The sequence below is a fragment of the uncultured Cohaesibacter sp. genome, from assembly GCF_963556055.3.
In the GTDB taxonomy this organism is placed as follows: domain Bacteria; phylum Pseudomonadota; class Alphaproteobacteria; order Rhizobiales; family Cohaesibacteraceae; genus Cohaesibacter.
Genome location: NZ_CAUVYE020000033.1, coordinates 43,449 through 67,098 on the forward strand (window position 1 = coordinate 43,449; position 23,650 = coordinate 67,098).

21 protein-coding genes and 1 pseudogene are annotated in these 23,650 nt (G+C 55.0%); 15 read left to right on the plus strand and 7 right to left on the minus strand.

From position 1 onward, the window contains the following. Positions 1–18: 18 nt before the first annotated feature. The 6 genes from ACHZB8_RS22010 (at position 19) to ACHZB8_RS22035 (ending at position 4,842) form a co-directional block, all read left to right on the plus strand. On the plus strand, positions 19–888 hold the full coding sequence (locus tag ACHZB8_RS22010; RefSeq protein WP_316863472.1) for a sugar ABC transporter permease: 870 nt from the start codon (positions 19–21) through the stop codon (positions 886–888). Continuing rightward, on the plus strand, positions 885–1,718 hold the full coding sequence (locus ACHZB8_RS22015; RefSeq protein ID WP_316863474.1) for a carbohydrate ABC transporter permease: 834 nt from the start codon (positions 885–887) through the stop codon (positions 1,716–1,718). Before ACHZB8_RS22010 ends, ACHZB8_RS22015 begins: the two co-directional genes overlap by 4 nt. Before the next feature lie 63 nt (positions 1,719–1,781). Beyond that, entirely contained in the window at positions 1,782–2,603 is an 822-nt protein-coding gene (locus ACHZB8_RS22020) for a TIM barrel protein (RefSeq protein ID WP_316863475.1), read from the plus strand. 204 nt (positions 2,604–2,807) lie between these two features. After that, a complete protein-coding gene (locus ACHZB8_RS22025) occupies positions 2,808–3,635 on the plus strand; it encodes an ABC transporter ATP-binding protein (RefSeq protein ID WP_316863476.1) in 828 nt (275 codons plus the stop codon). Continuing rightward, positions 3,635–4,273: an energy-coupling factor transporter transmembrane protein EcfT gene (locus tag ACHZB8_RS22030; RefSeq protein WP_316863477.1), complete on the plus strand. Its 639-nt coding sequence runs from the start codon at positions 3,635–3,637 to the stop codon at positions 4,271–4,273. Before ACHZB8_RS22025 ends, ACHZB8_RS22030 begins: the two co-directional genes overlap by 1 nt. A 17-nt stretch (positions 4,274–4,290) precedes the next feature. Next, positions 4,291–4,842 carry a biotin transporter BioY gene (locus tag ACHZB8_RS22035; protein WP_316863478.1) on the plus strand — a complete coding sequence of 184 codons (552 nt, stop codon included), beginning with the start codon at positions 4,291–4,293 and terminating at the stop codon, positions 4,840–4,842. Positions 4,843–4,894: 52 nt separating this feature from the next. Here the strand turns inward: ACHZB8_RS22035 and ACHZB8_RS22040 are convergent, their stop codons facing one another. Continuing rightward, positions 4,895–5,287 (minus strand): gamma-glutamylcyclotransferase family protein, encoded by a 393-nt coding sequence (locus ACHZB8_RS22040; protein WP_316863479.1) that lies wholly within the window; start codon positions 5,285–5,287, stop codon positions 4,895–4,897. A gap of 263 nt (positions 5,288–5,550) precedes the next feature. On the opposite strand from ACHZB8_RS22040, the gene ACHZB8_RS22045 reads away from it, so the two are divergent. The 4 genes from ACHZB8_RS22045 (at position 5,551) to pntB (ending at position 11,244) form a co-directional block, all read left to right on the plus strand. After that, positions 5,551–6,558, plus strand: coding sequence for a glucokinase (locus tag ACHZB8_RS22045; RefSeq protein ID WP_316863481.1), 1,008 nt, complete (start codon positions 5,551–5,553; stop codon positions 6,556–6,558). Positions 6,559–6,929: 371 nt separating this feature from the next. Then, entirely contained in the window at positions 6,930–7,616 is a 687-nt protein-coding gene (gene pgl, locus ACHZB8_RS22050) for a 6-phosphogluconolactonase (protein WP_316863482.1), read from the plus strand. Positions 7,617–8,250: 634 nt separating this feature from the next. Next, entirely contained in the window at positions 8,251–9,822 is a 1,572-nt protein-coding gene (locus ACHZB8_RS22055) for a Re/Si-specific NAD(P)(+) transhydrogenase subunit alpha (protein ID WP_316863483.1), read from the plus strand. Between the two features lie 15 nt (positions 9,823–9,837). Next, positions 9,838–11,244 (plus strand): Re/Si-specific NAD(P)(+) transhydrogenase subunit beta, encoded by a 1,407-nt coding sequence (gene pntB, locus ACHZB8_RS22060; RefSeq protein WP_316863484.1) that lies wholly within the window; start codon positions 9,838–9,840, stop codon positions 11,242–11,244. Positions 11,245–11,316: 72 nt separating this feature from the next. On the opposite strand, the gene ACHZB8_RS22065 is transcribed toward pntB, so the two are convergent. Continuing rightward, entirely contained in the window at positions 11,317–12,225 is a 909-nt protein-coding gene (locus ACHZB8_RS22065) for a LysR family transcriptional regulator (protein ID WP_316863485.1), read from the minus strand. A gap of 117 nt (positions 12,226–12,342) precedes the next feature. Between ACHZB8_RS22065 and ACHZB8_RS22070 the strand changes: the two genes are divergently transcribed. Continuing rightward, positions 12,343–13,194, plus strand: a complete 852-nt coding sequence (locus ACHZB8_RS22070; protein ID WP_316863486.1) for an SDR family oxidoreductase — start codon at positions 12,343–12,345, stop codon at positions 13,192–13,194. Positions 13,195–13,506: 312 nt separating this feature from the next. Here the strand turns inward: ACHZB8_RS22070 and nagA are convergent, their stop codons facing one another. The 3 genes from nagA to ACHZB8_RS22085 form a co-directional block, all read right to left on the minus strand. After that, positions 13,507–14,667, minus strand: coding sequence for an N-acetylglucosamine-6-phosphate deacetylase (gene nagA / locus ACHZB8_RS22075; protein WP_316863488.1), 1,161 nt, complete (start codon positions 14,665–14,667; stop codon positions 13,507–13,509). Between the two features lie 142 nt (positions 14,668–14,809). Beyond that, the gene (locus ACHZB8_RS22080) at positions 14,810–15,634 is read right to left on the minus strand and encodes a GntR family transcriptional regulator (RefSeq protein ID WP_316863490.1); all 825 of its coding nucleotides are present in this window, start codon (positions 15,632–15,634) and stop codon (positions 14,810–14,812) included. Then, on the minus strand, positions 15,627–16,562 hold the full coding sequence (locus tag ACHZB8_RS22085; protein ID WP_316863491.1) for a BadF/BadG/BcrA/BcrD ATPase family protein: 936 nt from the start codon (positions 16,560–16,562) through the stop codon (positions 15,627–15,629). The genes ACHZB8_RS22080 and ACHZB8_RS22085 overlap by 8 nt, the downstream gene beginning before the upstream one ends. Positions 16,563–16,924: 362 nt before the next feature. On the opposite strand from ACHZB8_RS22085, the gene guaD reads away from it, so the two are divergent. Together guaD and ACHZB8_RS22095 are read left to right on the plus strand one after the other, a co-directional pair. Beyond that, positions 16,925–18,247, plus strand: a complete 1,323-nt coding sequence (guaD, locus tag ACHZB8_RS22090; protein ID WP_316863493.1) for a guanine deaminase — start codon at positions 16,925–16,927, stop codon at positions 18,245–18,247. Positions 18,248–18,465: 218 nt separating this feature from the next. Further along, positions 18,466–19,275 (plus strand): ion transporter, encoded by an 810-nt coding sequence (locus ACHZB8_RS22095; RefSeq protein WP_316863494.1) that lies wholly within the window; start codon positions 18,466–18,468, stop codon positions 19,273–19,275. A gap of 66 nt (positions 19,276–19,341) precedes the next feature. Here ACHZB8_RS22095 and ACHZB8_RS22100 read toward each other — a convergent pair whose 3' ends face one another. After that, on the minus strand, positions 19,342–20,574 hold the full coding sequence (locus tag ACHZB8_RS22100) for an FAD-dependent oxidoreductase (protein ID WP_316863495.1): 1,233 nt from the start codon (positions 20,572–20,574) through the stop codon (positions 19,342–19,344). A 258-nt stretch (positions 20,575–20,832) separates the two neighbouring features. On the opposite strand from ACHZB8_RS22100, the gene purU reads away from it, so the two are divergent. Both purU and ACHZB8_RS22110 read left to right on the plus strand, forming a co-directional pair. Beyond that, positions 20,833–21,705, plus strand: a complete 873-nt coding sequence (purU, locus tag ACHZB8_RS22105) for a formyltetrahydrofolate deformylase (RefSeq protein ID WP_316863497.1) — start codon at positions 20,833–20,835, stop codon at positions 21,703–21,705. 717 nt (positions 21,706–22,422) lie between these two features. Then, entirely contained in the window at positions 22,423–23,016 is a 594-nt protein-coding gene (locus ACHZB8_RS22110) for a TetR/AcrR family transcriptional regulator (protein ID WP_316863499.1), read from the plus strand. A gap of 94 nt (positions 23,017–23,110) precedes the next feature. Here the strand turns inward: ACHZB8_RS22110 and ACHZB8_RS22115 are convergent. Further along, positions 23,111–23,650, minus strand: a pseudogene (locus tag ACHZB8_RS22115) (penicillin-binding protein 1C); the annotation flags it as partial.

Consider the following 23,650-nt stretch of genomic DNA (forward strand, 5'->3'; position numbering starts at 1 on the left):
TTCGATTGCGAGGCTTCGATGAGACGCGAATGGATATATGCTCTGCTGCTTTTGCTGCCCGCGATGGTGCTGCTCATGGGCTTTACCCATATTCCAGCCGTCGAGACCGTCATCAGCAGCTTTTTCTCAACACCGACCGGACGTCGGCCGGCACGGTTTGTCGGCATCGAGAATTATCGCTACCTACTCGAAGACAATGTCTTCATCCGTTCCGCCATCAACAATGTGATCTACTCGGCCATCACGATTCCGGCCTCTATCATTCTGGCGCTGATCATGGCGCTCTTCGTTCATAACAGGATGAAGGGCTTGAGCTTCCTGCGCATGGCCTATTTCACGCCAACTGTGCTGCCAATGATTGCGGTGGGCAATATCTGGCTGTTCTTCTACACGCCGAGTTTCGGTCTCATCGACCAGATCCGCTCACTGTTCGGCTTTGCTGCGCAAAACTGGCTGGGCAACACAGACTCGGTGCTCTTTACCGTGATCGTTGTCGCTGTATGGAAAAATGCGGGTTTCTTCATGATTTTCTATCTCGCGGCACTACAGACGATCCCCGTTCAGCTGCGCGAGGCCGCAAGCCTTGAAGGGGCCGGGCGCTGGACCTTCTTCCGCCGTGTCACCCTGCCGCTCATCATGCCGACCACGTTGTTCATCATGGTCAACGCCATCATCAATTCGGTGCGCCTCATCGATCATATCTTCATCATGACCCTTGGGGGCCCCGCCAATGCATCCCGTCTGTTGCTGTTTCACATCTATGAGGTGGCCTTCGAATATTGGGATACTGCCTCGGCAAGCGCTATGACCGTTGTCATCCTATTCGTTCTCTCGCTGTTGGCGATTGGACAATTCTTCTGGCTCGATCGCAAGGTGCATTACAAATGACTGCTCAAGACTATACATTTGCCGCTCGCCTTGATCGCTGGCTGATGACGCTGGGGGCCTGGCTGCTTGCCATCCTCTGGATTTTGCCGCTGCTCTATGCAGTCTGGACGGCCTTCCACCCTTCCGCATATGAAACCCATTTCACGCTGACCGCGCCGCTGACCCTTGCCAATTTCCCCAAAGCCTGGGCGCAGGCACCGTTTGCCCGTTATTTTCTCAACACCATGATCATGGTGTTCATGACCCTGTCCGTGCAACTTGTCCTGAGCACATTTGCCGCCTACGCTTTCGCGCGCCTCAGATTTCCCGGCAAGAATATCCTGTTCACGCTCGTACTACTGCAATTGATGGTCACGCCCGACATCCTGCTGGTCAAGAACTATGAAACCATGAGCATGCTGGGCTTGGTCGACTCGATCCTTGCAATCGGGCTTCCCTATTTCGCCTCGGGCTTCTGTATTTTCCTGCTGCGCCAGACCTTCATGACGATTCCCAAAGAGCTGGATGATGCCGCCCGTATCGAAGGGGAAGGGCTGCTCGGAACCTTGTGGCGGGTCTATATTCCCCTTGCCAAGCCGACCTATCTTGCCTTTGGCCTTGTATCTGTTTCCGCGCACTGGAATGATTTCCTGTGGCCCTTGATCGTTACCAACTCTGTTGAGACCCGACCCTTGACGGTTGGTCTGTCGGTCTTCTCCATGACCGAATCCGGCGTCGAGTGGTCGGTAATCAACGCTGCCACCCTGATGACCTCGGGGCCGCTTCTTGTTGGTTTCCTTCTTTTCCAGCGTCAGTTTGTTCAAAGCTTCATGAGAGCCGGTATCAAATAGCGCAAATGGCCCGATTCGGGCTGCCAACCAGCCACCAACAATAAAAGACGATTGGATGAACTCATGTCTGACTTGCCGGTTTTGGGCGCTGCCCTCAATTTTACTCAAGTGACATCTCTCAAGGACTGGATCCTTGAAAAGGACCGCTGCCTCGAATTGCAGGACTTCTCGCCGGTTGAGGCTCAAGGGGATGATCAGGATGAACTGATCACATCCTACAAGAGCCTGCTCGATGGCTATAAGGGTACCTTCGGCATTCACGGTCCCTTTTTCGGGCTGGATCTGTCCTCCGATGATCCGCTCGTGCAGGATGTCATCACCAAGCGCTATCTTGACGCTCTGGTGAAATGCGAGAAGCTCGGCGCGAGCCATATGGTCATCCATAGTCCGTTCAACTATTTCCATTCCCTCAATTGGCTGAATTTCGGTTACATGAAAGCCGCCGTCTTCGCCGCCGCACAAGCTACACTGGCCCCCGTCGTCAAGCGTGCTGAGGACATCGGCTGTTGTCTGGTGCTCGAAAATGTCGGCGACGCTGATCCGTTTCTGCGCAAGGAACTGGCGGAGGCAATCCATTCCGACATGTTCAAGCTGTCCATCGATACCGGCCACGCAGCCTTTGCCCATGGCCAGTTCAAGGCACCTCCGGTTACCGATTTCGTGCTGGCTGCCGATGATATGCTTGCTCATGTCCATCTTCAGGACGCGGATGGCTATGCTGATCGCCACTGGCATCCCGGAGAGGGCAACATTCCCTGGGGTGGCGTTTTCAAGGCCATCAACGACATTCCTTCCGAACCGCGCCTGATCCTTGAAGTTGCAGACCGCAAGGAGCTTTTGCCAATCACCGTCAAGCGCCTTGAAGCGCAGGGTTTGGCGCAATAAACATGCCCTTCAGGCAAACAGGACAGCCGGGCTCGGGCTTGTGCCGTTCTGTTCGCCTGGGGTGGTTTCTCGGCTCGCCCCGAAATTCGGTTCTCCACAAAGGCACCGCAGTGCCCTTTCGGGCTACTGGTTTTTGCATCCGTTTTTGGCTAAGACCGTGCCCAGCCTGTTTTGCCAGCACGGAGATAACCGATAGCAGACCCTATGCCAGAGCTTTCCAAAGACAGCCCCGCCGATGCCAACAAGGGCAAGGCCCAAGGGGCAGGCATTACGATCACTCGATTGTCTCATCGTCTGGATGAAACGCCCATCTTCAGCAATCTGTCCGTAACGCTGACCGAGCGCCGTATTGGCCTCATCGGTCGCAACGGGTCGGGCAAATCGACGCTCGCGCGCCTCATTTGCGGGCTGCTTGAGCCGTCCGAAGGCGAGATCCTCACCCATGGTGCCGATCTGTTCAAGGATCGCAAGACCGCGATGGAAACCATCGGTCTGATCTTCCAGAATCCGGATCATCAGATCATTTTCCCGACGGTTGAGGAAGAAATCGCTTTCGGTCTTGAAAACATCATCGGCAACAAGAAGGACGCCCGGCGCAGAGCGAAGCAGTTTCTTGAAAAATTCGGTCGTGCCGACTGGGCTGAGCGCGGTACCTACAGTCTTTCGCAAGGCCAGAGGCATCTGGTCTGTCTGATGGCGGTGTTGGCGATGGAGCCAAAGGTGATCATACTGGACGAGCCTTTTGCCGGGCTCGACTGGCCGACCACCAAACGCCTGTATCGCTGGCTCGATGCGCTTGATCAGCAACTGCTGATGGTCACCCATGATATCGAGCATCTGGAGAGTTACGACCGCATCCTTTGGCTCGAGAAGGGCAGGATTGTCGGTGACGGGAGGCCTGAGGCAATCCTTCCCCTCTACCGCAAAGCCATGGAAGCGCTGGTCGACAGGGATGAACTTGTTCTTGATGAGCAGGATATTGCCCGGCAGTTGGCCGAAACTGGCGCCCATCAACCGGATGGAGAAGTCTGATGCTGTCTCTGACCGTTGAAACGAAAAGCTGGATGCACCGCTGGCCGGTGGAGACAAAGCTTCTGCTGGTCTGCCTCTTCTCGCTTCTCATGGTTCCCGTCAATGATTGGCGACTGGCCCTGTTCGGGTTGATCGCGGTGGCATTGCTCTATGCCTCTGCCGGCTGGGCCTTCGCCAAGATCGGTCTTGTCAGGTTAAGACCGCTGTCCTATCTCGTCGCGCTGTTGTTTCTCTATTTCGTCCTGACCGCGCGGCTTGAGGAAGGGCTGCTCGTCAGTTTCAAGCTCTTCGCCACCATCGGATTTGCCAATCTCGTCACCATGACGTCACGTCTTGATGATTTGATGGCTGTTGTCGAGTGGCTGGCCAAGCCCTTGCGCTTTTTCGGATTGCCACCAAGAGCGCTCAGCTTTGCCATGGGACTGGTCGTCCGTTTCACGCCGCTCTTCTTGCAAAAGTCGGAACTCTTGCATCAGGCCTGGCGGGCGCGCAGCCCCAAAAAGAGCAGCGCACGGCTGCTTGTCCCTCTCGCCCTGAATGTCCTTGATGATGCCGATCATGTTGCCGAAGCATTGCGCGCTCGCGGCGGGATCGGGTCGCACAAGGGCGCACAACCAACAAACAAGAACAAGTCTTAACCGGGAGAAAAAAGACCATGGAACGTCAGGTTGCCTATATCGCTCTGTTTGCTGCATTGATCGCGGCGCTCGGGTTTGTCCCGCCCATTCCAACACCGATCGGTGTGCCGATTACCGCCCAGACGCTTGGGGTCATGCTCGCAGGCACGATTTTGGGGAGCAAACGCGGTGCGCTCGCCTCGCTGTTGATCGTCGTCATCGCCCTTGCCGGTCTGCCGGTTCTCTCTGGTGGTCGTGGCGGGCTCGGCGTGCTGTTCGGCCCCACCGCCGGTTTCCTTGTTGGCTGGCCGCTTGCCTCTTATGTGACGGGTCTGATTGTCGAGAAGAGCCGCGCGGGCAATCTGTTTCTTGTCTCTAGCCTTGCTGCGATCATCGGCTGCGTCATCGTGCTGTATGCCTGCGGGGTTGTCGGGCTGAAGGTGAATGCCAATGTCGATATGATGCACGGCCTCAAGGGGTCTCTGATCTATGTGCCGGGCGATATCGTCAAGGCGATAGTTGCCGGTTTTGTTACCCAGCAGATCGCCAAGGCCAGACCCGGCATTCTGCTCTCGCGCACAAGCAGCTAACTCCAAAGACGAGAAGTCGAAGCGGGCTCGCCAGTTCGGTCGAGCCCGTGCTCTAGCCTGCCATCGCCTTGCAATAGTCACCGTGGGGGATCTGCTCCAGCCCCTCAACCGGATAGGTATAGAGATAAATGTAGGCTTCGATCTCTTCCCCGTTGTGCGCATGGACACGCACTTTGCGTCTTTCATATTCAAAAGGCTCTTCAAATGCCGGCCCGATGCCTTCATAGGCGTCGAGCCTTGGCCACAAGCCTTCCTGTTCCTCGACCAGAAACAACTCGCCTGCCAGTCGGTCTGCCGGATCGTCTGATGCGATAGCGCCGGGATAATCCCTGACATGATAGAGCTTGCCTGCAAAGCTGGCCTCGCCCAGGCTACGGGCACGGGTGACCAAAACCCCGTGCATCTCGTGGTCGCAGGGCTTGCGAAGGGTTCCATATACAAACAAATAGTCTTTGGTAATTGGCTATGTCCTTAAAAATTGGGCCGTTTTTCTGATAGCAGTCCGGGCTCACATCGCATCTGCCGCGTCAATGTCTGCTCGTTATGCACCAGCTTTGCACCAAAAGAAGTTTGCCAACAACAACTATTAATTTTGGGATGAAAAAAATTTCGATTCCATGTATGCAGAACGCATCGGTCCTGCATGAGCGGACCGTGGGACAAACTGGCAATGTCATTTGCATGAGCCGATTGTGAAAGGGAAAGACGATGCTGTGGGATCTTGTGGCCGATGTGGGCGGAACCAACATGAGACTGGCCGCCAGCGTTGATGGCCGTATCAAGGAACAGCATACTTACGACACCAAGGCAAACATGCATTTGACCGAGGCTGTCAGGAATTTCGTTGAAAAGATCGGCTCGGCCCCGCGCTATGTGGTTGTCGCCGCTGCCGGTGTCATTCAGAATGGCTATGTCACTCTGACCAATGCGGGTAATCAGCAATTCTCGCAGGCCGATATCATTGTTGCTGCCGGAGCGCAGAAGGCGCGGATCCTGAATGACTTCGAAGCCGCTGCCTGGTCGCTGGTAACCGCTGACCCCAATGACCTGACCCTGATTCAGGGCCAATTGCCAGAGCCCCTGCAAATTCCGCCAGTTCCAACCCAGCCACGCCTGATTGTCGGTCCCGGAACCGGCCTTGGCGTTGGCACTCAGGTCTGGGCAGGACACCAGCCTGAAGTGCTGCAAGGGGAGGGTGGTCATGTGCGCGTAGCTCCCCACTCTCTGGAGGAAGTGGAAATCTTCGCAAAACTTGCCGAGCTTTGGCCCGAGACACAAATGGATGAAGGCCCTTGCCTTGCCCTTGAAGCAGAGGCCCTTCTGTCCGGCACCGGTATTCCCTATCTGATGCAGGCGCTCGAAATGCTCGACGGCCGCGAACCGACAGGCATGTCGGCCCGCGACATTTTCGATGTCGCCCGCACCGAAGGAAACCTTCTGGCCGTCAAGGCCATCGAGATGTTCTCTCACCATCTGGGGGCAGTCGCGGGCGATCTTGCGCTTTATATTTCAGCCTATGGCGGTGTCTTCCTGACCGGTGGCGTGTTGCAGAAAAATGAATGGATCTTCCAGGACAGCCATTTCCTCAGAGGCTTCAATCAGGGTGGGCGCCACACGAAATTCCGCGTCAATCTGCCAATCTATCTTTATCGCAACAGCAATTTTGGCCTTGAAGGTGCCATCAATGCGATGCGGTTTGACCCTGATATGCAATAGGATTTTCCTATCCACCTATTGGAATACAGACATCACGAAAAATGACATGAAACAGCGTCTCGGGGTCCGGGGCGCTGTTTTTGCTATATTTTTATGCGTGCGAAACAAATAATCATAAAACTGCAACAAGCCATGCATATGAAAAACGCATAAGCGATGTCAGACGATTCGTCGCGCTGGAACAAAAGCGGACGACAAGGGACATGGCTTGACAGGCTGGCAGATGCATGGACCTTCCAACCACTCCCCTGCCAAGCCCAGGAGCCTTTCCTGTCTCGCTCTGTCTTTCGAGCAGAAAAAGGCATCAATCCCAACAATAGGGCCAGCTTTCCGTTCAGGAAGACAGTGCGCTCTATAAGCAGGAGAATAACGTGACTGAAACGCGAGTTTATCCCGATCGTGGCAGTATGGCAGCCGGCCTTGCCGAGCAAGTGGCTTCCGAACTGACCAAAGCAATCAAAAAACGCGGAAGAGCCACGCTAGCGGTTCCCGGCGGCGAGACCCCGACTGAGTTTTTCAGGCACCTGAGCCAACTGGACCTGGAATGGGACTGTGTCTCGGTCATTTTGACCGATGAGAAATTTGTCCCCGAGAATGCGAACCATTCCCACGCCTCTCGCGTGATCAAAGAGCTGATGCAGAACAAGGCTGCCGTTGCGACGTTTCACTCTTACCACCATGATACGGCAACGCCACATGACGCAGTGCCCGATATCATGGGGGTCTTGCACGACCTGCTTCCCATCGATGTTTGCATTCTGGGCATGGGACTGGACACCCATGTTGCCTCGCTATTTCCGAATGCCGACAATATCGACGAGGCGCTGGGCCTCTGGGCGCCAACCGTCATGGTCATGAATGGTCCCGAGGTGGAAGATTCTCGCTTCACCCTGACTGCCCCTGTCCTTGAGCGGGCTCGCAAGGCTCACATTCTGATTGTCGGCGAAGACAAGAAAGTCGCCTTGAGAGAAGCGCAAAAAGTGGGACTGGTCGAAGAGGCTCCAGTGCGCGTCATTCTCAATCGTGCCCGCGCCACGACGATCCACTATGCGGATTGACAAAGACCTTCCCAACCAGCCAGCAGCTTGTTACATTTGTCCTGAGACGTTTTTTTGCTGTCTGCCGTGAGACCTTTTGTCCGCTTTGTTTAGAATGGTGGAAAACTGGCGATTCGGAGGGGTGCAATTGTCAATTTAGGCAGTGTGATACAGAAAATTAGATGGGGCAAAAGGCCTTTACCCACAAGGAATTGAAGAAAATGTGGTCTGCGCAGAAAATTTTTGTGCAGACCGGCAATGGTTTGCCGCTTGGATCGCCAAGACCCGCCTCTTGAGCAACATTCGAAAAAAATCAATTATCAATTTTGTAGAATTGTTATTCGAATAAGCAGATATACCTATATACGATTGCCAAGTGTGCGAGGCATAAAGTCGCAATCCGAACCTGCCAAACCACTCCCTTGAGAAGGGGGGTGAGTATCGTTTGATCGGGGGTTTGTATTATGGATATATACCTATTTGCTGGGAAAATCCCACGATGTGGGACGAATTCTGGTGAATTGCATCGGATAATGCGCAACTGATCCACAAAGATGACTTGGCAATTTTACTTTCGTCTGCACTATAAGAGCCGGAGGGTAAATTGCCTCTTCTCTGAGGGGGCATAACTTTGTTTGTGAGAAGGGAGTCTGTCGTGAAGATAGGTACACCTAAGGAGCTGTTCGAGGGAGAGGCGCGCGTTGCAATGACGCCGTCTTCGGCAAAACAGCTCCAGAAATTAGGATACGACTGCGTTCTTGAAAGTGGTGCCGGTGCTCTAGCCGGTTTCTCGGACCAGTCCTATGCAGAAGCGGGCGTTGAAATTGTTCCCAACGCCGATGCGCTGTGGGAGGCTGCTGATATCGTCGCCAAGGTGCGTCAGCCTCAGCCTGAAGAATTAAGGCATCTTGTCAAAGGCAAGACGCTGATTTCATTCTTCAACCCGGCGGGCAATGAAGAAGGCATGGAAGCGGCCAAGAATGCCGGTGCCAATGTCATCGCTATGGAAATGGTGCCACGTATTTCCCGTGCCCAGAAAATGGACGCTCTGTCCTCCATGGCAAACATTGCCGGTTATCGTGCCGTTATCGAAGCTGGTAACAATTTTGGTCGTTTCTTCACCGGCCAGATCACCGCTGCCGGTAAGGTTCCGCCTGCAAAAGTATTGATTGTCGGTGCTGGCGTTGCCGGTCTTGCCGCAATTGGTACATCTGTTGCACTTGGTGCCGTCACCTATGCATTTGACGTGCGTCCGGAAGTGGCCGAACAGGTCGAATCCATGGGCGCAGAATTTGTTTATTTGGACTTTGAAGAAGAACAGCAGGATGGAGCCTCTACCGGCGGATATGCTTCTGTTCAGTCTGAAGAATTCCGGAACGCCCAGCTCGCCAAATTCCGCGAGATTGCTGCCGACATGGATATCGTGATCACCACCGCGTTGATCCCGAACCGTCCGGCTCCAAAACTGTGGCTTGCGGACATGGTCGCATCCATGAAAACCGGTTCTGTCATCGTTGACCTTGCAGCGGAACGCGGCGGCAACGTTGAAGGCACGGTCAAGGACGAGAAGGTCGTCACCGAAAATGGTGTGACCATTGTCGGCTACACCGACTTCCCATCCCGCATGGGTGCCCAGGCTTCCGAGCTGTATTCCACCAACATCCGTCACATGATGACCGACCTGACCCCTGAAAAAGATGGTCAGATCGTGCATGACATGGAAGACGACGTGATTCGTGGGGCTACGGTGACCTTCGAAGGCGAAATCACATTCCCGCCTCCACCTCCCAAAATTCAGGCGATCGCGGCCCAGCCCAAGAAGGATGTCGTTGAAAAGACACCCGAAGAAATTGCCGCTGAAGAAGCTGCAGCTGCCCGCAAGGCAGGACGTCAGCAGATCACCCTGCTGGTTGTCGGCGCTGCCCTGATGGGTCTCATCGGCATGTATGCTCCGGCAGCCTTCATGGGACACTTCATCGTGTTCGTGTTGGCAGTGTTTGTTGGCTTCCAGGTCATCTGGGGCGTCAGCCACTCCCTGCATACCCCACTCATGGCCGTGACCAACGCCATCTCGGGCATTATCGTCCTTGGTGCGTTGCTTCAGATCGGCTCGTCAAACTGGATTGTCCTGCTGCTTGCGGGCATTTCAATTCTGATCGCCTCGATTAACATCGTTGGCGGTTTCATGGTAACGCGGCGCATGCTGCAAATGTTCCAGAAATCCTGATAGGCGGAGGTAAAAATGACTGCTCAATTGCAAACCGCCGCCTATATCGCGGCTACTGTCCTGTTCATCCTTTCTCTGGGTGGACTGAAGGACCAGGAAAGCGCCAAACGGGGTGTCTGGTTCGGTATCGTCGGTATGGCGATCGCTGTTATCGCAACCGTCTTTGGTCCGATCAACCCACAAGACATGTCTCTTGGGAGCGTGCTTGCGGCCAACCCGATCATTCTGATCCTCGCCGTCGCAATTGCTGCCGTAATCGGTGCTCTTGTTGCTTCGCGCGTTGAAATGACCGGTATGCCGGAACTGGTTGCCATGCTCCACTCTTTCGTGGGTCTGGCCGCTGTCTTCATCGGCATTAACTCCGACATCACGGCGCATCATTTTGCCAGCCATGCTGAAGAAGTCATCCATGAGATCGAGATTTTCCTTGGAGTCTTCATCGGTGCGATTACCTTCACCGGTTCCGTGATTGCCTGGGGCAAACTCAATGGTCGCATCGACGGCAAGGCGCTTACTTTGCCAGGTCGCCATCTGCTCAACCTTGCCATGGTCGTCGCTTGCCTTGTGCTGATGATCATGTATATGGGCGGCTCTGGTAGCTGGACCCTCTATCTCATGACCCTTATCGCATTCGTAATCGGTGTGCATATGGTCATGGCGATTGGCGGGGCTGACATGCCTGTGGTTGTTTCCATGCTCAACTCCTATTCCGGTTGGGCAGCGGCAGCGACCGGCTTCCTGCTTGGCAACGACCTTCTGATCGTGACCGGTGCTCTGGTTGGCTCCTCCGGTGCCATCCTCAGCTACATCATGTGTAAGGCAATGAACCGTCACTTCGTATCGGTTATCATGGGCGGCTTCGGCAATTCCACCGGTCCGGCTCAGGAAATCGAAGGCGAAATGATTGCCATCGACGTGGACGGTGTTGCTTCTGCTCTTGATGAAGCAGACAGTGTCATCATCGTTCCGGGTTACGGCATGGCCGTTGCTCAGGCACAGCAGAATGTGGCCGAACTGACCCGTCGTCTGCGCGCCAAGGGCAAGAATGTCCGCTTCGCCATCCATCCGGTGGCTGGACGTCTGCCCGGCCATATGAACGTGTTGCTTGCTGAAGCAAAGGTTCCATATGACATCGTGCTGGAAATGGATGAAATCAACGAAGACTTCCCTGAAACCGATGTGGTCATCGTTATCGGCTCGAACGATATCGTGAACCCGGCGGCTCAGGATGATCCAAACTCCCCGATTGCCGGCATGCCGGTTCTGGAAGTCTGGAAAGCAAAACAGGTCTTCGTCTCCAAGCGTGGTCAGGGCACGGGTTACTCCGGTATCCAGAACCCTCTCTTCTTCAAAGAGAACACCCGCATGTATTACGGCGACGCGAAAGCCTCTCTGGACAATCTGCTTCAGCAGATCCACTAGAGAAGACGCGACAGTCCTTGAACATGAAACGCCCGGTCATCGACCGGGCGTTTTGCTTTTCGGAAATCGGAATCATCCGCGAGGCGCATCGAACAATCGATAGGCGAGCAGGTGATCGATCAGCGCCCTTATCCTCAAAGGCATGTGTTTGCGAGAGGGATAGACCAGAGAGAATATCATGTTCTCGCCTTGCAGATGCGGCAGCACCGGCACCAGCCGACCCGCGGCAACCTCGGCCCTCACGGTAGAGGGAAAGAGCTGCGCCAGACCCATCCCGGCAAGCGCCATGGAAATGACCATCTGCGGGGAGTTGCAAAGCTCATAGTGCCGCGCATGGATCGAGACCATTTCGCCTTCGCTATAGAGGCGACTGATGCCGCCCGGACTGATCTTGGAGAGGCAAACCCACTGGTGAACGAGCAGATCCTTTTCGTCACTCGGCATCCCGTGACGTTCAACATAGTCAGGGCTGGCAAAGAGGCGGAAGGAATCCTCATAAAGCACCCGCGCGATGAGGCTGTCATCGCGAGGCAGTCCTATCCGAATGCCCAGATCGATCCCCTCTGCGATCAGATCCAGCCGTTCGTCGCTGAGGATGATATCGAGCTGCACTTCGGGATAGCGTTTGCGGAAGCTCAGAAGGGCAGGCGGCAGATGCGTGACCCCGACATCCTGCGTGGCAGTGATGGACACCCGCCCTGCCGGTTTCTCCTGTGTTGCAATCTCTACCGCTTCTTCCAGCAATCGCGGCAAGGTGCGCACACGATCATAGACCTGCCGACCTTCCTCGGTGAGCGAAAGCTTGCGGGTTGACCGTTGCAACAGGCGAATGCCGAGATCCGCTTCCAGTTGAGTGACCTGCTCGGAAACGCGGGAGCGGCTGGTTCCCAGATAGCGGGCTGCACCGGCGAAGCTTCCCTCATTCACCACACAGACAAAGACCGCAAGCGGTCTGAAATGCTGAAATCCTATTGTACTCATTTTCCGAACTCATCATTCTGAAATTGCCTTCTAGTGATAACAATGCCTCAGGCGCATATAGAGGTCAATGACAGTCAAACAATGATCGCGCCAGACGGCGCTGGAAAGGAAAAGACAATGATTGCTATCACCGGAGCATCCGGCCATCTCGGTCACCTTGTTATCAAATCGCTTTTGGCCAAAACGGACGCCAGCAACATTCTTGCGCTGGTTCGCAGTCCGGAAAAGGCGCAGGACCTCAGGGAACTGGGCGTGGTCGTTCGTGCGGCAGATTATGATCAGCCAGAAAGCTATGTCGAGGCGCTCAAGGGCGTTGACAAACTGCTCCTCATCTCGGGCAGTGCCGTTGGTCAGCGTGTGGCTCAGCACAAGGCCGTCATCGACGCAGCAAAGGCCAATGGCGTGGCGCTGCTTGCCTATACCTCCATTCTGAAAGCGGATAGCTCTCCCATTCTGCTGGCCGCCGAGCACAAGGAAACCGAAGCCCTGATCAAGGCATCCGGCGTGCCATTCACCCTTTTGCGCAACGGTTGGTACAGCGAAAACTACACCGAGAATCTCGCCCATGTTCTGGCCCATGGTGCCGTGATCGGGCATGCCGGTGAGGGCCGCGTTGCGACCGCTTCGCGTGCCGATTTCGCAGATGCCGCCGCTGTGGTTCTGACCAGCGCCGAAAGTCATGCGGGCAAAATCTATGAGCTGACAGGGGATGCGGATTTCTCCATGGCCGACTATGCTGCCGTCGTTGCCGAGCTGTCCGCAAAAGAGATCGCCTATGTCGACATGCCATTTGAAGACTACAAGAATGCTTTGATCGGAGCAGGTGTGCCGGAGGGTTTTGCGACCGTTCTCGCCGATGCTGATGCAGCCATCAAGGGCAGCTGGTTGAGCAAGAACGGATCGACCTTGTCCGACTTGATCGGACGCCCCACGACCCCGATCAAAGAGAGCATCAAGGCAGCTCTCTAGACGTTGGAAATGAGCGGGACGGACGCTTGAAGCCGCCCGTTGAATCAAAATGTGAACTGCCTGAATCAAAGCCTCAACTATGCGAAAGCGCTTTTGCAGCGCTTTCGCAAACAGGCACAAGTGATTCGAAAGACTCAACAAATCGCCACTTCTTAAAGTGCTTAAACAACTTGAATCAGTATCTTTGAATCAATTTCTGAAGGGCGTGGACTTGAATCAGTTTCTTTGAATCAATGTCTTAAGAAGCCAAGAAGCCAAGAAGCCAAGAAGCCAAGAAGCCAAGACGCCAAGGCACGACATGCGGCCTCGGTGTCAGTGGGCCCGGTGGAACCCGTTGACCCAGGTGTGCCTGACCTGCCAACTGGTCGGGTCGAACGCGACCAGATCAGCAGCATATCCCGGCGCGATGGTGCCCAGCGATGTATCCATCCGCATGAAGCTGGCCGGATATTTCGAGGCCATCCTCAGGGCCTCTGATAGCGGCAGGTTGAGCAGCTCCACCACATTGCGAACAGCCCCGATCATGGACAGATCCGACCCCGCCAGCGTCCCGTCTGCAAGCTGGCATTTGCCATCTCTGGCAAAGATTGTCTTGCCATAAAGCGTAAAGCTCTTGTCCTCCGAGCCGACCGATGCCATGGCGTCGGTGACCAGTATGACCTTGCCCCTCGGCTTGGCCCTGATGGCTGTCCGCATCGAGGCAGGGTGAATGTGAAAGCCGTCAACGATCATCCCGCACCATGTCTCTTCATCATCAAGTGCAGCCCCGACAACACCGGGTTCGCGACTTCCCATTTCCGTCATCGCATTGAACAGATGGGTGAAGCCGCGAAGTCCTGCCCGGAGCGCCTGAGCGATATCCTGATAGCTCGCCGCGCTATGGCCGGCTGAAACCAGTGCGCCGTTGCTGACGAGATCGCGAATGAAGGTGGGGCCGACTTTTTCCGGTGCCACAGTGATCAATCGCACTCCCAGATCAGGGTGAGTCAGCAAGTCCAGCGCAAGCTCTTCGGGTTTGCGAAACAGGGTTTCCTGATGCACGCCCTTGCGCAGTGGGTTGAGATAGGGGCCTTCGAAATGTACTCCCTTGATGGTTGAGAGCGAGCTGTTTTCTCCCCAATGCCGATGGGCCTGTTTGATCAGCTCTGCGACATGCACCATCGCCTCCCAGCGGTCGCTGATGAGGGTGGGGAGCATTGAGGTCGTGCCGAACTGCCTGTGTGCTTCGGCTATCTGCTCAAGCCCCTTGAGATCTGTTGCGCCGTTGAGCATGACGCCGCCGCCACCATTCACCTGAATATCGACGAAGCCGGGTGCCAGCACAAGACCGGTCAGATCATGGGTTTCATGACCGCCGACCTGAGAGGGATTATCGACAATGGCGGCAATGCGCCCCTCTTCCACGCTGACCGCCTTGCCGGCATGAAACTGGTGGCCATCGAACAGACGGGCATGGAGTAAAAGCTGCTTCACGGGCGTGATATGTCCTTGGGCAAGAGAGCAAATGGAAAGACAGCATCACTATAAACGCTTCTGACACCTGCCTCCATGGCGAAAATGAAATCCTCTCATGATATGCATGAAGTCTTTCGGAACAGACAGTATGGTCGATGGTCTAGATATTGATTTCTGAAACATATTCGTAGAGATCACCGCGGAAAAAGGAGCGCACAAACTCAACAGGTCTATCGCTGTTGCTGCGCTTCGGGATCTGGGTTTCAGTTTCCTCCCTTTGCTCAGCCGCTTTGGTGAGGCCGGTCTGACACAAATAGGATTTCCGCTCCACATAAAGACAGGCGGACCCGGTCGGCACTCCCAGAAGATGGGCGTGGCTAACATCCAGCAGCCGGGCCGAGACGGTTTGCAGGCAGCGGGTCGGGCGACGATCATGCCCTTGCAGCCATGAATAGAGCGACCTGTCGATCAGGGTCGGGTCAGGCAGAATGCTTTCTGGCAGAACCGCATGTTCCAGACACATCGGCTTTTCGTCCGCGAGTCGCAACCGATAAAGACGGCTGACGATGCTGTCCGGCATGATCTCCAGAGCTTCGCATTCCTCAGGGGTTGGCGTGCCTCTTGACCGGTCCAGCCAGATCGCTCGGGTGGTAAGCCCCCTTATGTGCATGTCCTCGGAAAAGCCCATGATCTGGTTTGGTGCCCGCTCAACGCGTGCGGCCACGAATGTGCCAGCCCCGTGACGTTGCACCAGAATGCCCTTGTCAACCAGAACGCGGACCGAATTGCGCACGGTGACCCGTGAAACGCCAAGCGCTGCGGCAAGCTCCCTCTCGGCTGGCAACGCATCATTGACCGCCACAAGCCCCTGCATGATCGCGCTTTCGATCCCCCGCTCTATTCGCAGATAAAGCGGGGTCGCATTTTGCTCGCTGAGGTCTGACTTGGTCTTCACATGTTCAATCAGGCGCGAAAGCTCAACCATGACCGAACCGTTCCTTGTGGCCCATATCCTGTTCGAATGCCGGATCAAGCGGCGGTAATGTGCCTCCTGCCATCAGAATGGCACCATCTCTCGCGTCATATTTTCTCGGCACGATCAGCGCCGATACGTCCGCTTCCAGCCATGGTTCGACAAATTCGGCGAAGCTGCCCATCAGAGCGATTTCATTGATGCCGCGCCAAGCGAGCGCCCGCAGCATCAGACTAGCAAAATTGCCGCATTGGGTCATCAGCTTGATCGCGACAGGGTCTTCCTTTTCAGCAAATTCAACGACCAGATGCCCATAGGTGGCGTAATCGGGCGGGGTTGCCTTATTGGCCCAGAGCACCATTTCCTCCTGACTATCGCCAAACAGTGCCATGATGTGGTCGGTCATCGGGCTGACTTCGTAAATGCCATCAAGCGCAGCCAGGGCGTAGCGCATCGCCAGAACGCCGATTTGTGCGGAACTGGCCATGTCTGACAATTCAAAGCCCCAGCCGCCGACATTGACCGACTGACCGCGTATCAGGCCATAGCCGCAGCTTCCCGTTCCCAGAATGAGGATTCCGCCATCTTGCGCACCGGCATGTCCGCCAAGGCAGGCGATATGGGCATCACAGGAAACGCTGAGCGATGCAAATGGATGAACCCAGTTGCGGAAGGCTTCCTTGTCCGTGCTGATATGCAATTCGGCCAGCCCGATCCCGACATGGGTCCGATCCAGAACTTCCTCGCCAAATCCCGCTGCCTGTAGGGTTTTGCGAGCAACATTGGCCACCTGCTCCTGAGCAGCCAATATGCCCTTGCGGGCAAGGGCCGGGCCGCATATTGCCTCGCCCAGCAAGGCGCCTTCATGGTCACGCAATCGTCCACGACAATTGGTGCCACCTCCATCAATGCCCATGAAAAATGTGTCGGTTCCTGTCACAGTCAAGCCTCCTCCCATTAGCGCCTGATGACGCAAGCTTCACTTTTCGAAGGATTGGCAGACATACGGAAAGGGTAACCAATCCACATAAGAAGTAGAATACCAATTAAAACCAATTTCAATTCGTCATACGGATGAGGTCGAAAGTGTACCCTGAATTATGCCATAACGAGCGTGTCGGAAGATGTGGTATGCAGGTGGTATGTTGGCGGGGTGCAGAAAGAAGAGCTGAGCTTTCTCGGAAATGCATCACTCATGACCTCATTGAATTTGAAGTCGGATTTCTGCTGGCCTCCTCTGTCGGCATCAGGCATAGTGTCTGCCGCCTCATGAGGCAGCCTTGAAATGGAGCTGAACCGAACATGCCTGATACTCTTCTTCGCGCGAGACTTCTGACCTTCACACGCGAGCCGCAAGGCTCTGAGGATCATGGTGCCTATCGCTTTGTCGAAGACGGTGCACTGCTTGTGAGCGACGGGCTGATCAAGGCAAGCGGATCCTTTGGCGATGTCCGGGAAAAAGCGGGCGACGGGACGACGGTCATCGACCATCGTCCCTGCCTCATGATGCCCGGCTTCATCGATGCCCATCTGCATTTTCCGCAAGTGCAGGTCATTGCAAGCTGGGGAGCGCAGCTGCTGGACTGGCTGAAGGACTACACCTTTCCTGCCGAGGCGCTTTACGCCGATCCTGCCCACTGCGAGAGAATGGCGGCCCACTTCTTTGATGAGCTTGTCAACAATGGCACGACAACGCCGGTTGCCTATTGCTCGTCGCACAAGACATCTGCCGATGCCTATTTCGCCGAAGCTCGCCGACGCAACATGCGCGTGATCGGTGGCAAGGTCCTGATGGATCGCAACGCGCCCGATGCCGTATGCGACACGCCGCAGGGTGGCTATGACGACAGCAAGGCCCTTATCCGGGACTGGCATGGCAAGGGCAGGGCGCTTTATGCGATCACGCCGCGCTTTGCCATCACCTCAAGCCCGGAGCAGATGGAGGCCTGCGGAGCACTCGCTCGCGAGCATCCAGATTGCCACATCCAGACCCATTTGAACGAAAATCATGCCGAGATAGATGAGACCATGGCGCTTTATCCGGACGCGACCGACTATCTGGGTGTTTATGAGCGCTATGGTCTCTTGCGGTCCAACAGTCTGCTTGGGCACTGCATCCATATGCAGCCAAGGGAAATCGACATTCTGGCAGAGACGAAGGCGCGTCCGGTCTTCTGTCCGACTTCGAATTTGTTTCTTGGCTCTGGTCTGTTCGATTATGAAGGGCTGCGCGACAGGGGCATCCTGAGCGCCATTGCAACCGATATTGGTGGTGGTACCTCATATTCCATGTTGCAGACCCTGCATGAGGGTTACAAGGCCCTCGCCTTGCGCGGTGGCAACAAGCTGCACCCCTTGCGTGCCTTCTATTGGATGACGCTGGGCAATGCCGAAGCGCTGGGCCTGTCAGACCGGATAGGAACGCTGGATGTGGGAAGTGATGCGGATATCGTCATTCTGGACAGTCGGGCCACATCCGCAATGGCCCTGCGCATGGAGACAGCAAAGTCTCTGGCCGAAGAGCTGTTCATTCTGCAAATCATGGCCGATGACAGATCTGTCAGTCAAACTTATGTGGCCGGAGAGGCAATGAAAAGACAGGCAGACACGGCCGGGCAGATCTAGGCCCGTTGGCTGTAGTCATTGCAAACCCTGCTGCATCCTTTTCGAACTCTGTAACCATTGTCGCGGCTCTGTGCCTGTTCGCCGCCTCGGCATAAGGCCGTGTGCCATCTGAACGCCAGGCAATTCACATCTTTTGATTGAAAATTCACATGCTTAATGACGTGTTAAATCGATATTAAAAAGCCGGTGATTTCATTGACCCAACAGGGGGCGCGGATATGGCTTTTTCGCATCAGGGCAATGAAACAGACACCGAGATTCAAACCAAGGAACGCATCGGAGCGATCCTGAAAGGTTCGGATCCGCAATGGGGAGCGTTGTTTGAACGCTGCTGGGCGGTCCTGATCGTCCTTTCGGTTATCTTGATCGCGCTGGAGACCGAGCCAAATCTGCCCTATTGGTTGCATCACGCCATGTATCTGGCAGAGAGCTTTGTCGTCGTGCTCTTCACCATCGAATATGGCTTGCGGATCTGGACCGCCAAACGAGCATCCAAATACATCTTCAGCTTTTGGGGAGTCATCGACCTGCTCTCGATCTTGCCTTTCTATCTCACATTGGGCGTTGACCTGGGCGGGCTGAGGGCCATTCGGCTGTTGCGGATTTTCCGTATCCTGAAACTAGTCCGTTTTTTGAGGGCAGCCGAGCGACTGCGCCGCGCCTTTGCCGACATAAAGGATGAACTGGTTGTTTTCGCCTTCCTGTCCTCCATCGTGATCTATGTCTCGGCGGTTGGGATTTTCTTCTTTGAACATGAAGCCCAGCCGGACAAATTCTCATCCGTCTTTCAGTCCTTGTGGTGGGCGCTGGCGACCCTGACAACGGTCGGCTATGGCGACATCTATCCCATCACCCCCGGAGGCAAGCTATTCACTTTGCTTGTGCTGCTCGTAGGTCTCGGGATCGTGTCTGTTCCGAGCGGGCTCATTGCCTCGTCCCTGAGCCGCGCACGCTATCAGAGACGTCAGGTCAGCAGCGATGACGCCGAGGCACAAAACCCCAAATCGCCGACGGATCTGACATTCTAGCTCCGCGCTGTTCAGCCGCCCGATGCGTGCTCTTTGCCCTACGCCCCATGCAGGAGCAACGCCAGATCAGCGTTTCATCAGGATCTTGAGATCGGTGGCGGGATCTGCGACCAGATCAGGATCGGCCGTTTTGCCCCCTTCGATCAGACGTTTGCCAACCATATAGGCCCTTGGGTCATTCATCGCATCAACCGCCACTAGGCGTTCACCCCTGTAATACCAGTGCGAGACTGCCCCCGTACCGCTGTCGCGCACGATAACGGTGTCGTAGCCCTTGTTGAGGCCTGCAATCTGGAACTTGACATCATACTGGTCGGACCAGAACCACGGTTTGGCGACATAGGCCTTTCTGTCTCGCCCCTCTAGCGTTGCGACAATATTCTCGGCTACCACCTTGGCCTGATCGATGGCGTTGCCAACGCTTTCAAGACGAATGCGACCCTCCTCATAAGGGAAGGATGCGCAGTCACCCGCCGCCCAGATGCAAGGATCGGATGTGGTGCAACAGGCGTCGGTCCAGATGCCATTGTCGATCTCAAGACCTGCCAGCTCCGCAAGGCCGATGGATGGCGTAAGCCCTATGCCGCAGATCACGAAATCCGCTTCCAGTGACAGGCCGTTGCCAAGCTCGGCACCGCGAACGCGACCATCACCGACAAGCTTGACGCTTCCTGCCCCTTCGATGATCCGAACACCGTGGTCTTGATGCAATTTGCGGAAATAGTCCGATGTGACCGGAGCCGCAACCCGGCGCAAGATGCGTTCAGAGGCGACAACCAGAGACACATCAAGGCCACGCTTGTTGCAAACCGCCGCCGCTTCCAGTCCGATATAGCCACCACCGACAATCAACACTTTGCGGCCGGCAACAATTTGCGGCTCGAGCCGGTTGATGTCATCAATGCCGCGGATCGGAAAAATCCCTTCCAGTTCCCCTCCCGCATCAGCCGGTAACGCGGTGGCTCCGCCACCTGTTGCAAGCACGAGATGATCATAGTCAAGCCGCTCTTGGCCAACGGTAACGGTCTTGGCGTCCCGGTCGATTGCCGAAACGGCATTGCCCAGCTTGAGCGTGATGCCTTGAGCATCATAATAGTCCCGAGGTCTGAGGGTCAGCCCATCAAGATCCATGTCGCCCAGAAGATAGGCTTTCGAAAGAGGAGGGCGCTGATAGGGCAAGTAAGGCTCTGCACCGACAAGCGTGATCTGACCGCCAAACCCCAATTCCCGCAATCTCTGCACGAGGGTAGCCCCGGCCTGACCCGCACCAACAATGACTATTCTCTTTGCCTCACCCATCTCAATCCCTCACATGAAAGACATCTTGCAAACCTACCTGTTGGCTACTGCCAAAGATCAGGCAAGTCAACAATTGGCGGGTAACCCTTTGTCGCCAATTGTATCTGACCTGTTTTTTTGCTATCTCCCTTTCATCCTGCGGTGTCACTGGCTAGTGTCCTTCGGGATAGGGATGGTTCAACAAGGATCGGTTTGCTTATCCGAGCCGATGCCGAACTATATCTTTTTGACTTAATCAGACCCTGAAGAAACAGACCAATGAGCATGATTTTGAAAATGACATGCCCGGATCAGCCCGGTGTTGTGGCAGATCTGAGCGCCCGCCTTTTGGCTTTTGGATGCAATATTCTGGAGAGCAATCAGTTTTTCCAGCCCGCTTCTAATTCAAAGCGCGAAGACGGCCTTGGTTCTTTCTTCATGCGTGTCTTGCTCGCCGTCCCGGAAGGGCTCGACATGGCCAAGCTGCAAGAATCGATCGACGCATTTGCCGTCAAATTCGAGGCTGACATTTCACTGCGCCCTATCGAACGGTTCGTGCCGACCATCTTGATGGTCTCAAAATTCGATCATTGTCTTCAGGATATCCTTTATCGGGTCCAGAAAGGCAGTCTGCCGCTTGATATCAAGGCCGTGGTTTCCAACCATGCCGATAGCCGCAACAATGTCGAACGGCTTGGCATTCCCTTCTATCTTTGGCCAGTCAGCAAGGAAAACAAGGGTGAGCAGGAAGCCAAGCTGAATGAACTGGTAGAGCGCACCGGTGCCGAACTGATCGTTCTGGCGCGTTATATGCAAATCCTGTCTGATAATCTGTCCCGCAAGCACTTTGGCCGCATCATCAACATTCATCACTCATTCCTGCCAGCCTTCAAGGGAGCAAAGCCCTATCACCGCGCCTGGGAGCGTGGTGTCAAGCTGATCGGTGCGACGGCACATTATGTCACGCCTGATCTGGATGAAGGGCCAATCATCGAGCAGGATACCGAACGGGTCAACCATGCGTTCGATCCCGAGGAGCTGGTTCGCCGTGGTCGCGACATCGAAGCGCGAGTTCTCTCTCGTGCCTTGAGACTGCACGCCGAGGGCCGGGTTTTCATCGATGGCAATCGTACGGTCGTTTTCCACAAATAGAACCAAACGCCGATTTCAGCAATAAACAGCCGGAGGCATTGTCAAAAGTGCCTCCTGATGGGCTCGTCATATCTCGACATGAAGAGGGGACTAACAGACCCACGGAGTGTTTTCGGGATGGGGATCTGCCGGAAATTCCGACACGGCCATGGTCGCTGCAAGCCTTTGCGACGATCAGCACGACCGTGCGCATGTGCCGCAGTCCGAGCTACCGCTTGAGAAGAGCATCCGACCGGTGCGGCTTCTCGCGGTTGGCTCAAAATGAAGTGACATCAGTACGGTAGAAGAAAAAACCGGAGGGCAATCCCGTCTTTGCGACGCCAGTGGAGGCGACCATACCGCGCTATCTGGGGGGGCAGCGCGGTATGGTCTATGACATATTCCCGTGGGTCTAGTGGGGACTATTTGCATGGGGATATGTCAGTCAGGTGCGGGAACCTGTCAAACAGATGATCTCGATTTGCTATATTTTGCTTCTGCATATTTCTCAAGGCGGCTTTGTGTTTCGGTTTGGAAATGAATGCCGCTTTTGATTTTTTTTAAGTCAAATTGACACAACTGGTTCAGCAGAATCAGTAACTAAGATATAAGCAAATGAGTAAGGTCTCTTCCCGTCGACTGTTTGATTCCCTTGATACTTCCTTTTGTCGAAGCCGGTCTAAAGATCTACGTTAACTATTTCTAGACCGACTGGTCTAATGCTGTAAAGTTAAAAATATGGAACATTCCACTTATAAAAAGCTCGTGGTGACAGCAGCCGGTCTTTTTCGCAAAAGAGGCTTTTCGGCAACTGGTGTATCGGACATTTTGCGTCAGGCAAATTTACCTAAGGGATCCCTGTATTACCACTTTCCGGGAGGAAAGAAGGATCTTGCAATTGAAGCGGCCAAATGGTCGGCGCAGCAGGTCAATAGTCTGATTGACGAAGTCTTCAGTGAAACGCGCGAGCAGGGTGGGGATTTCATCGATGCCGCCATTCGCTTTTGTGAAAGAGTTGTCGAAGTCTATCATGCGGAAGGAGAGTGGAGCTTTTCCTCCATTTCGACAATCCTGCTCGAAGGCAGTGACGAAGATCTCGAATTCAGCGAATTGGCGCGAGAGCTTTATGCATCACACAAGGTCAAGATCATTGAACAGGGTGAGGCATATGGCTTGAGCGAGGAGGAAGCCTTCTGGATCGGCCACAAGATGATGCTGTTTCTGGAAGGCGGCTGGCTCGTCTCAAGGGTCACAGGTGATACCGAGTCGTTGTGCTTTGCAGTTGACTGCATGAAAGAAGAAAAACTGATCACGGGAAAACGTGGCTTCTAGCCCATGCTCCCGAAAGCAGGACGCTCTCGCCTCCAAAAGAGAAGCACTCCGGGCGGTCCCGCTATTATCCCCACGCAACAAGAGATAGAAGAAATCAGGGCTTTTGCACAAAGATGCTGACGCTGTCTGCGCGTCCCGCCGCATCCACCACCGTCAGGGTCGATTGGCCTACTCCATCGGGTACCCAACTGACTTGTCGTTTATACCCATTGGCCGCAAAAACATGGCCATTGCCCAACCAACGGAAGGGTGGGCGTCCGTCCTGCAATTTCAAAATCACAGGGAGCATCTGACCACTCCCGGTCTCGCTCAGCTCGATCTTGGCCCCACTTGGCGGGTAACTGATGTGCGGAGCCGGCTCCGGTATGCTTGTCTCTGTCAGCCAGTTGGATGCAATCTTGAAATGCTGCAAGGTGGCGGGCAATTCGGCCATCGTCAACCGTTTGGCACCAAGGGGAGCCGGAGCGAAAGGGTCTGGTTCAAGACCCGAAAGGGCAAAGGCATCAAACAGGATGGGCGCTGCGGCCTTCCGTCCCGTAATGCCGGGAACCGCGCTGTTGTCGGCCCGACCAACCCAGACACCGATCACATAACGGCCATCAAAACCGATCGACCAGGCGTCGCGATAGCCATA

Coding starts and splice junctions, on each gene's coding strand:
- ACHZB8_RS22025 (WP_316863476.1), top strand. CDS start 2,808: ATGCCAGAGCTTTCCAAAGACAGCCCCGCCGATGCCAACAAGGGCAAG.
- guaD (WP_316863493.1), top strand. CDS start 16,925: ATGCCTGATACTCTTCTTCGCGCGAGACTTCTGACCTTCACACGCGAG.
- ACHZB8_RS22015 (WP_316863474.1), top strand. CDS start 885: ATGACTGCTCAAGACTATACATTTGCCGCTCGCCTTGATCGCTGGCTG.
- ACHZB8_RS22020 (WP_316863475.1), top strand. CDS start 1,782: ATGTCTGACTTGCCGGTTTTGGGCGCTGCCCTCAATTTTACTCAAGTG.
- ACHZB8_RS22035 (WP_316863478.1), top strand. CDS start 4,291: ATGGAACGTCAGGTTGCCTATATCGCTCTGTTTGCTGCATTGATCGCG.
- ACHZB8_RS22030 (WP_316863477.1), top strand. CDS start 3,635: ATGCTGTCTCTGACCGTTGAAACGAAAAGCTGGATGCACCGCTGGCCG.
- ACHZB8_RS22010 (WP_316863472.1), top strand. CDS start 19: ATGAGACGCGAATGGATATATGCTCTGCTGCTTTTGCTGCCCGCGATG.
- ACHZB8_RS22100 (WP_316863495.1), bottom strand. CDS start 20,574: ATGGGTGAGGCAAAGAGAATAGTCATTGTTGGTGCGGGTCAGGCCGGG.
- ACHZB8_RS22095 (WP_316863494.1), top strand. CDS start 18,466: ATGGCTTTTTCGCATCAGGGCAATGAAACAGACACCGAGATTCAAACC.
- ACHZB8_RS22065 (WP_316863485.1), bottom strand. CDS start 12,225: ATGAGTACAATAGGATTTCAGCATTTCAGACCGCTTGCGGTCTTTGTC.
- ACHZB8_RS22110 (WP_316863499.1), top strand. CDS start 22,423: ATGGAACATTCCACTTATAAAAAGCTCGTGGTGACAGCAGCCGGTCTT.
- ACHZB8_RS22045 (WP_316863481.1), top strand. CDS start 5,551: ATGCTGTGGGATCTTGTGGCCGATGTGGGCGGAACCAACATGAGACTG.
- ACHZB8_RS22070 (WP_316863486.1), top strand. CDS start 12,343: ATGATTGCTATCACCGGAGCATCCGGCCATCTCGGTCACCTTGTTATC.
- ACHZB8_RS22080 (WP_316863490.1), bottom strand. CDS start 15,634: ATGGTTGAGCTTTCGCGCCTGATTGAACATGTGAAGACCAAGTCAGAC.
- pntB (WP_316863484.1), top strand. CDS start 9,838: ATGACTGCTCAATTGCAAACCGCCGCCTATATCGCGGCTACTGTCCTG.
- purU (WP_316863497.1), top strand. CDS start 20,833: ATGAGCATGATTTTGAAAATGACATGCCCGGATCAGCCCGGTGTTGTG.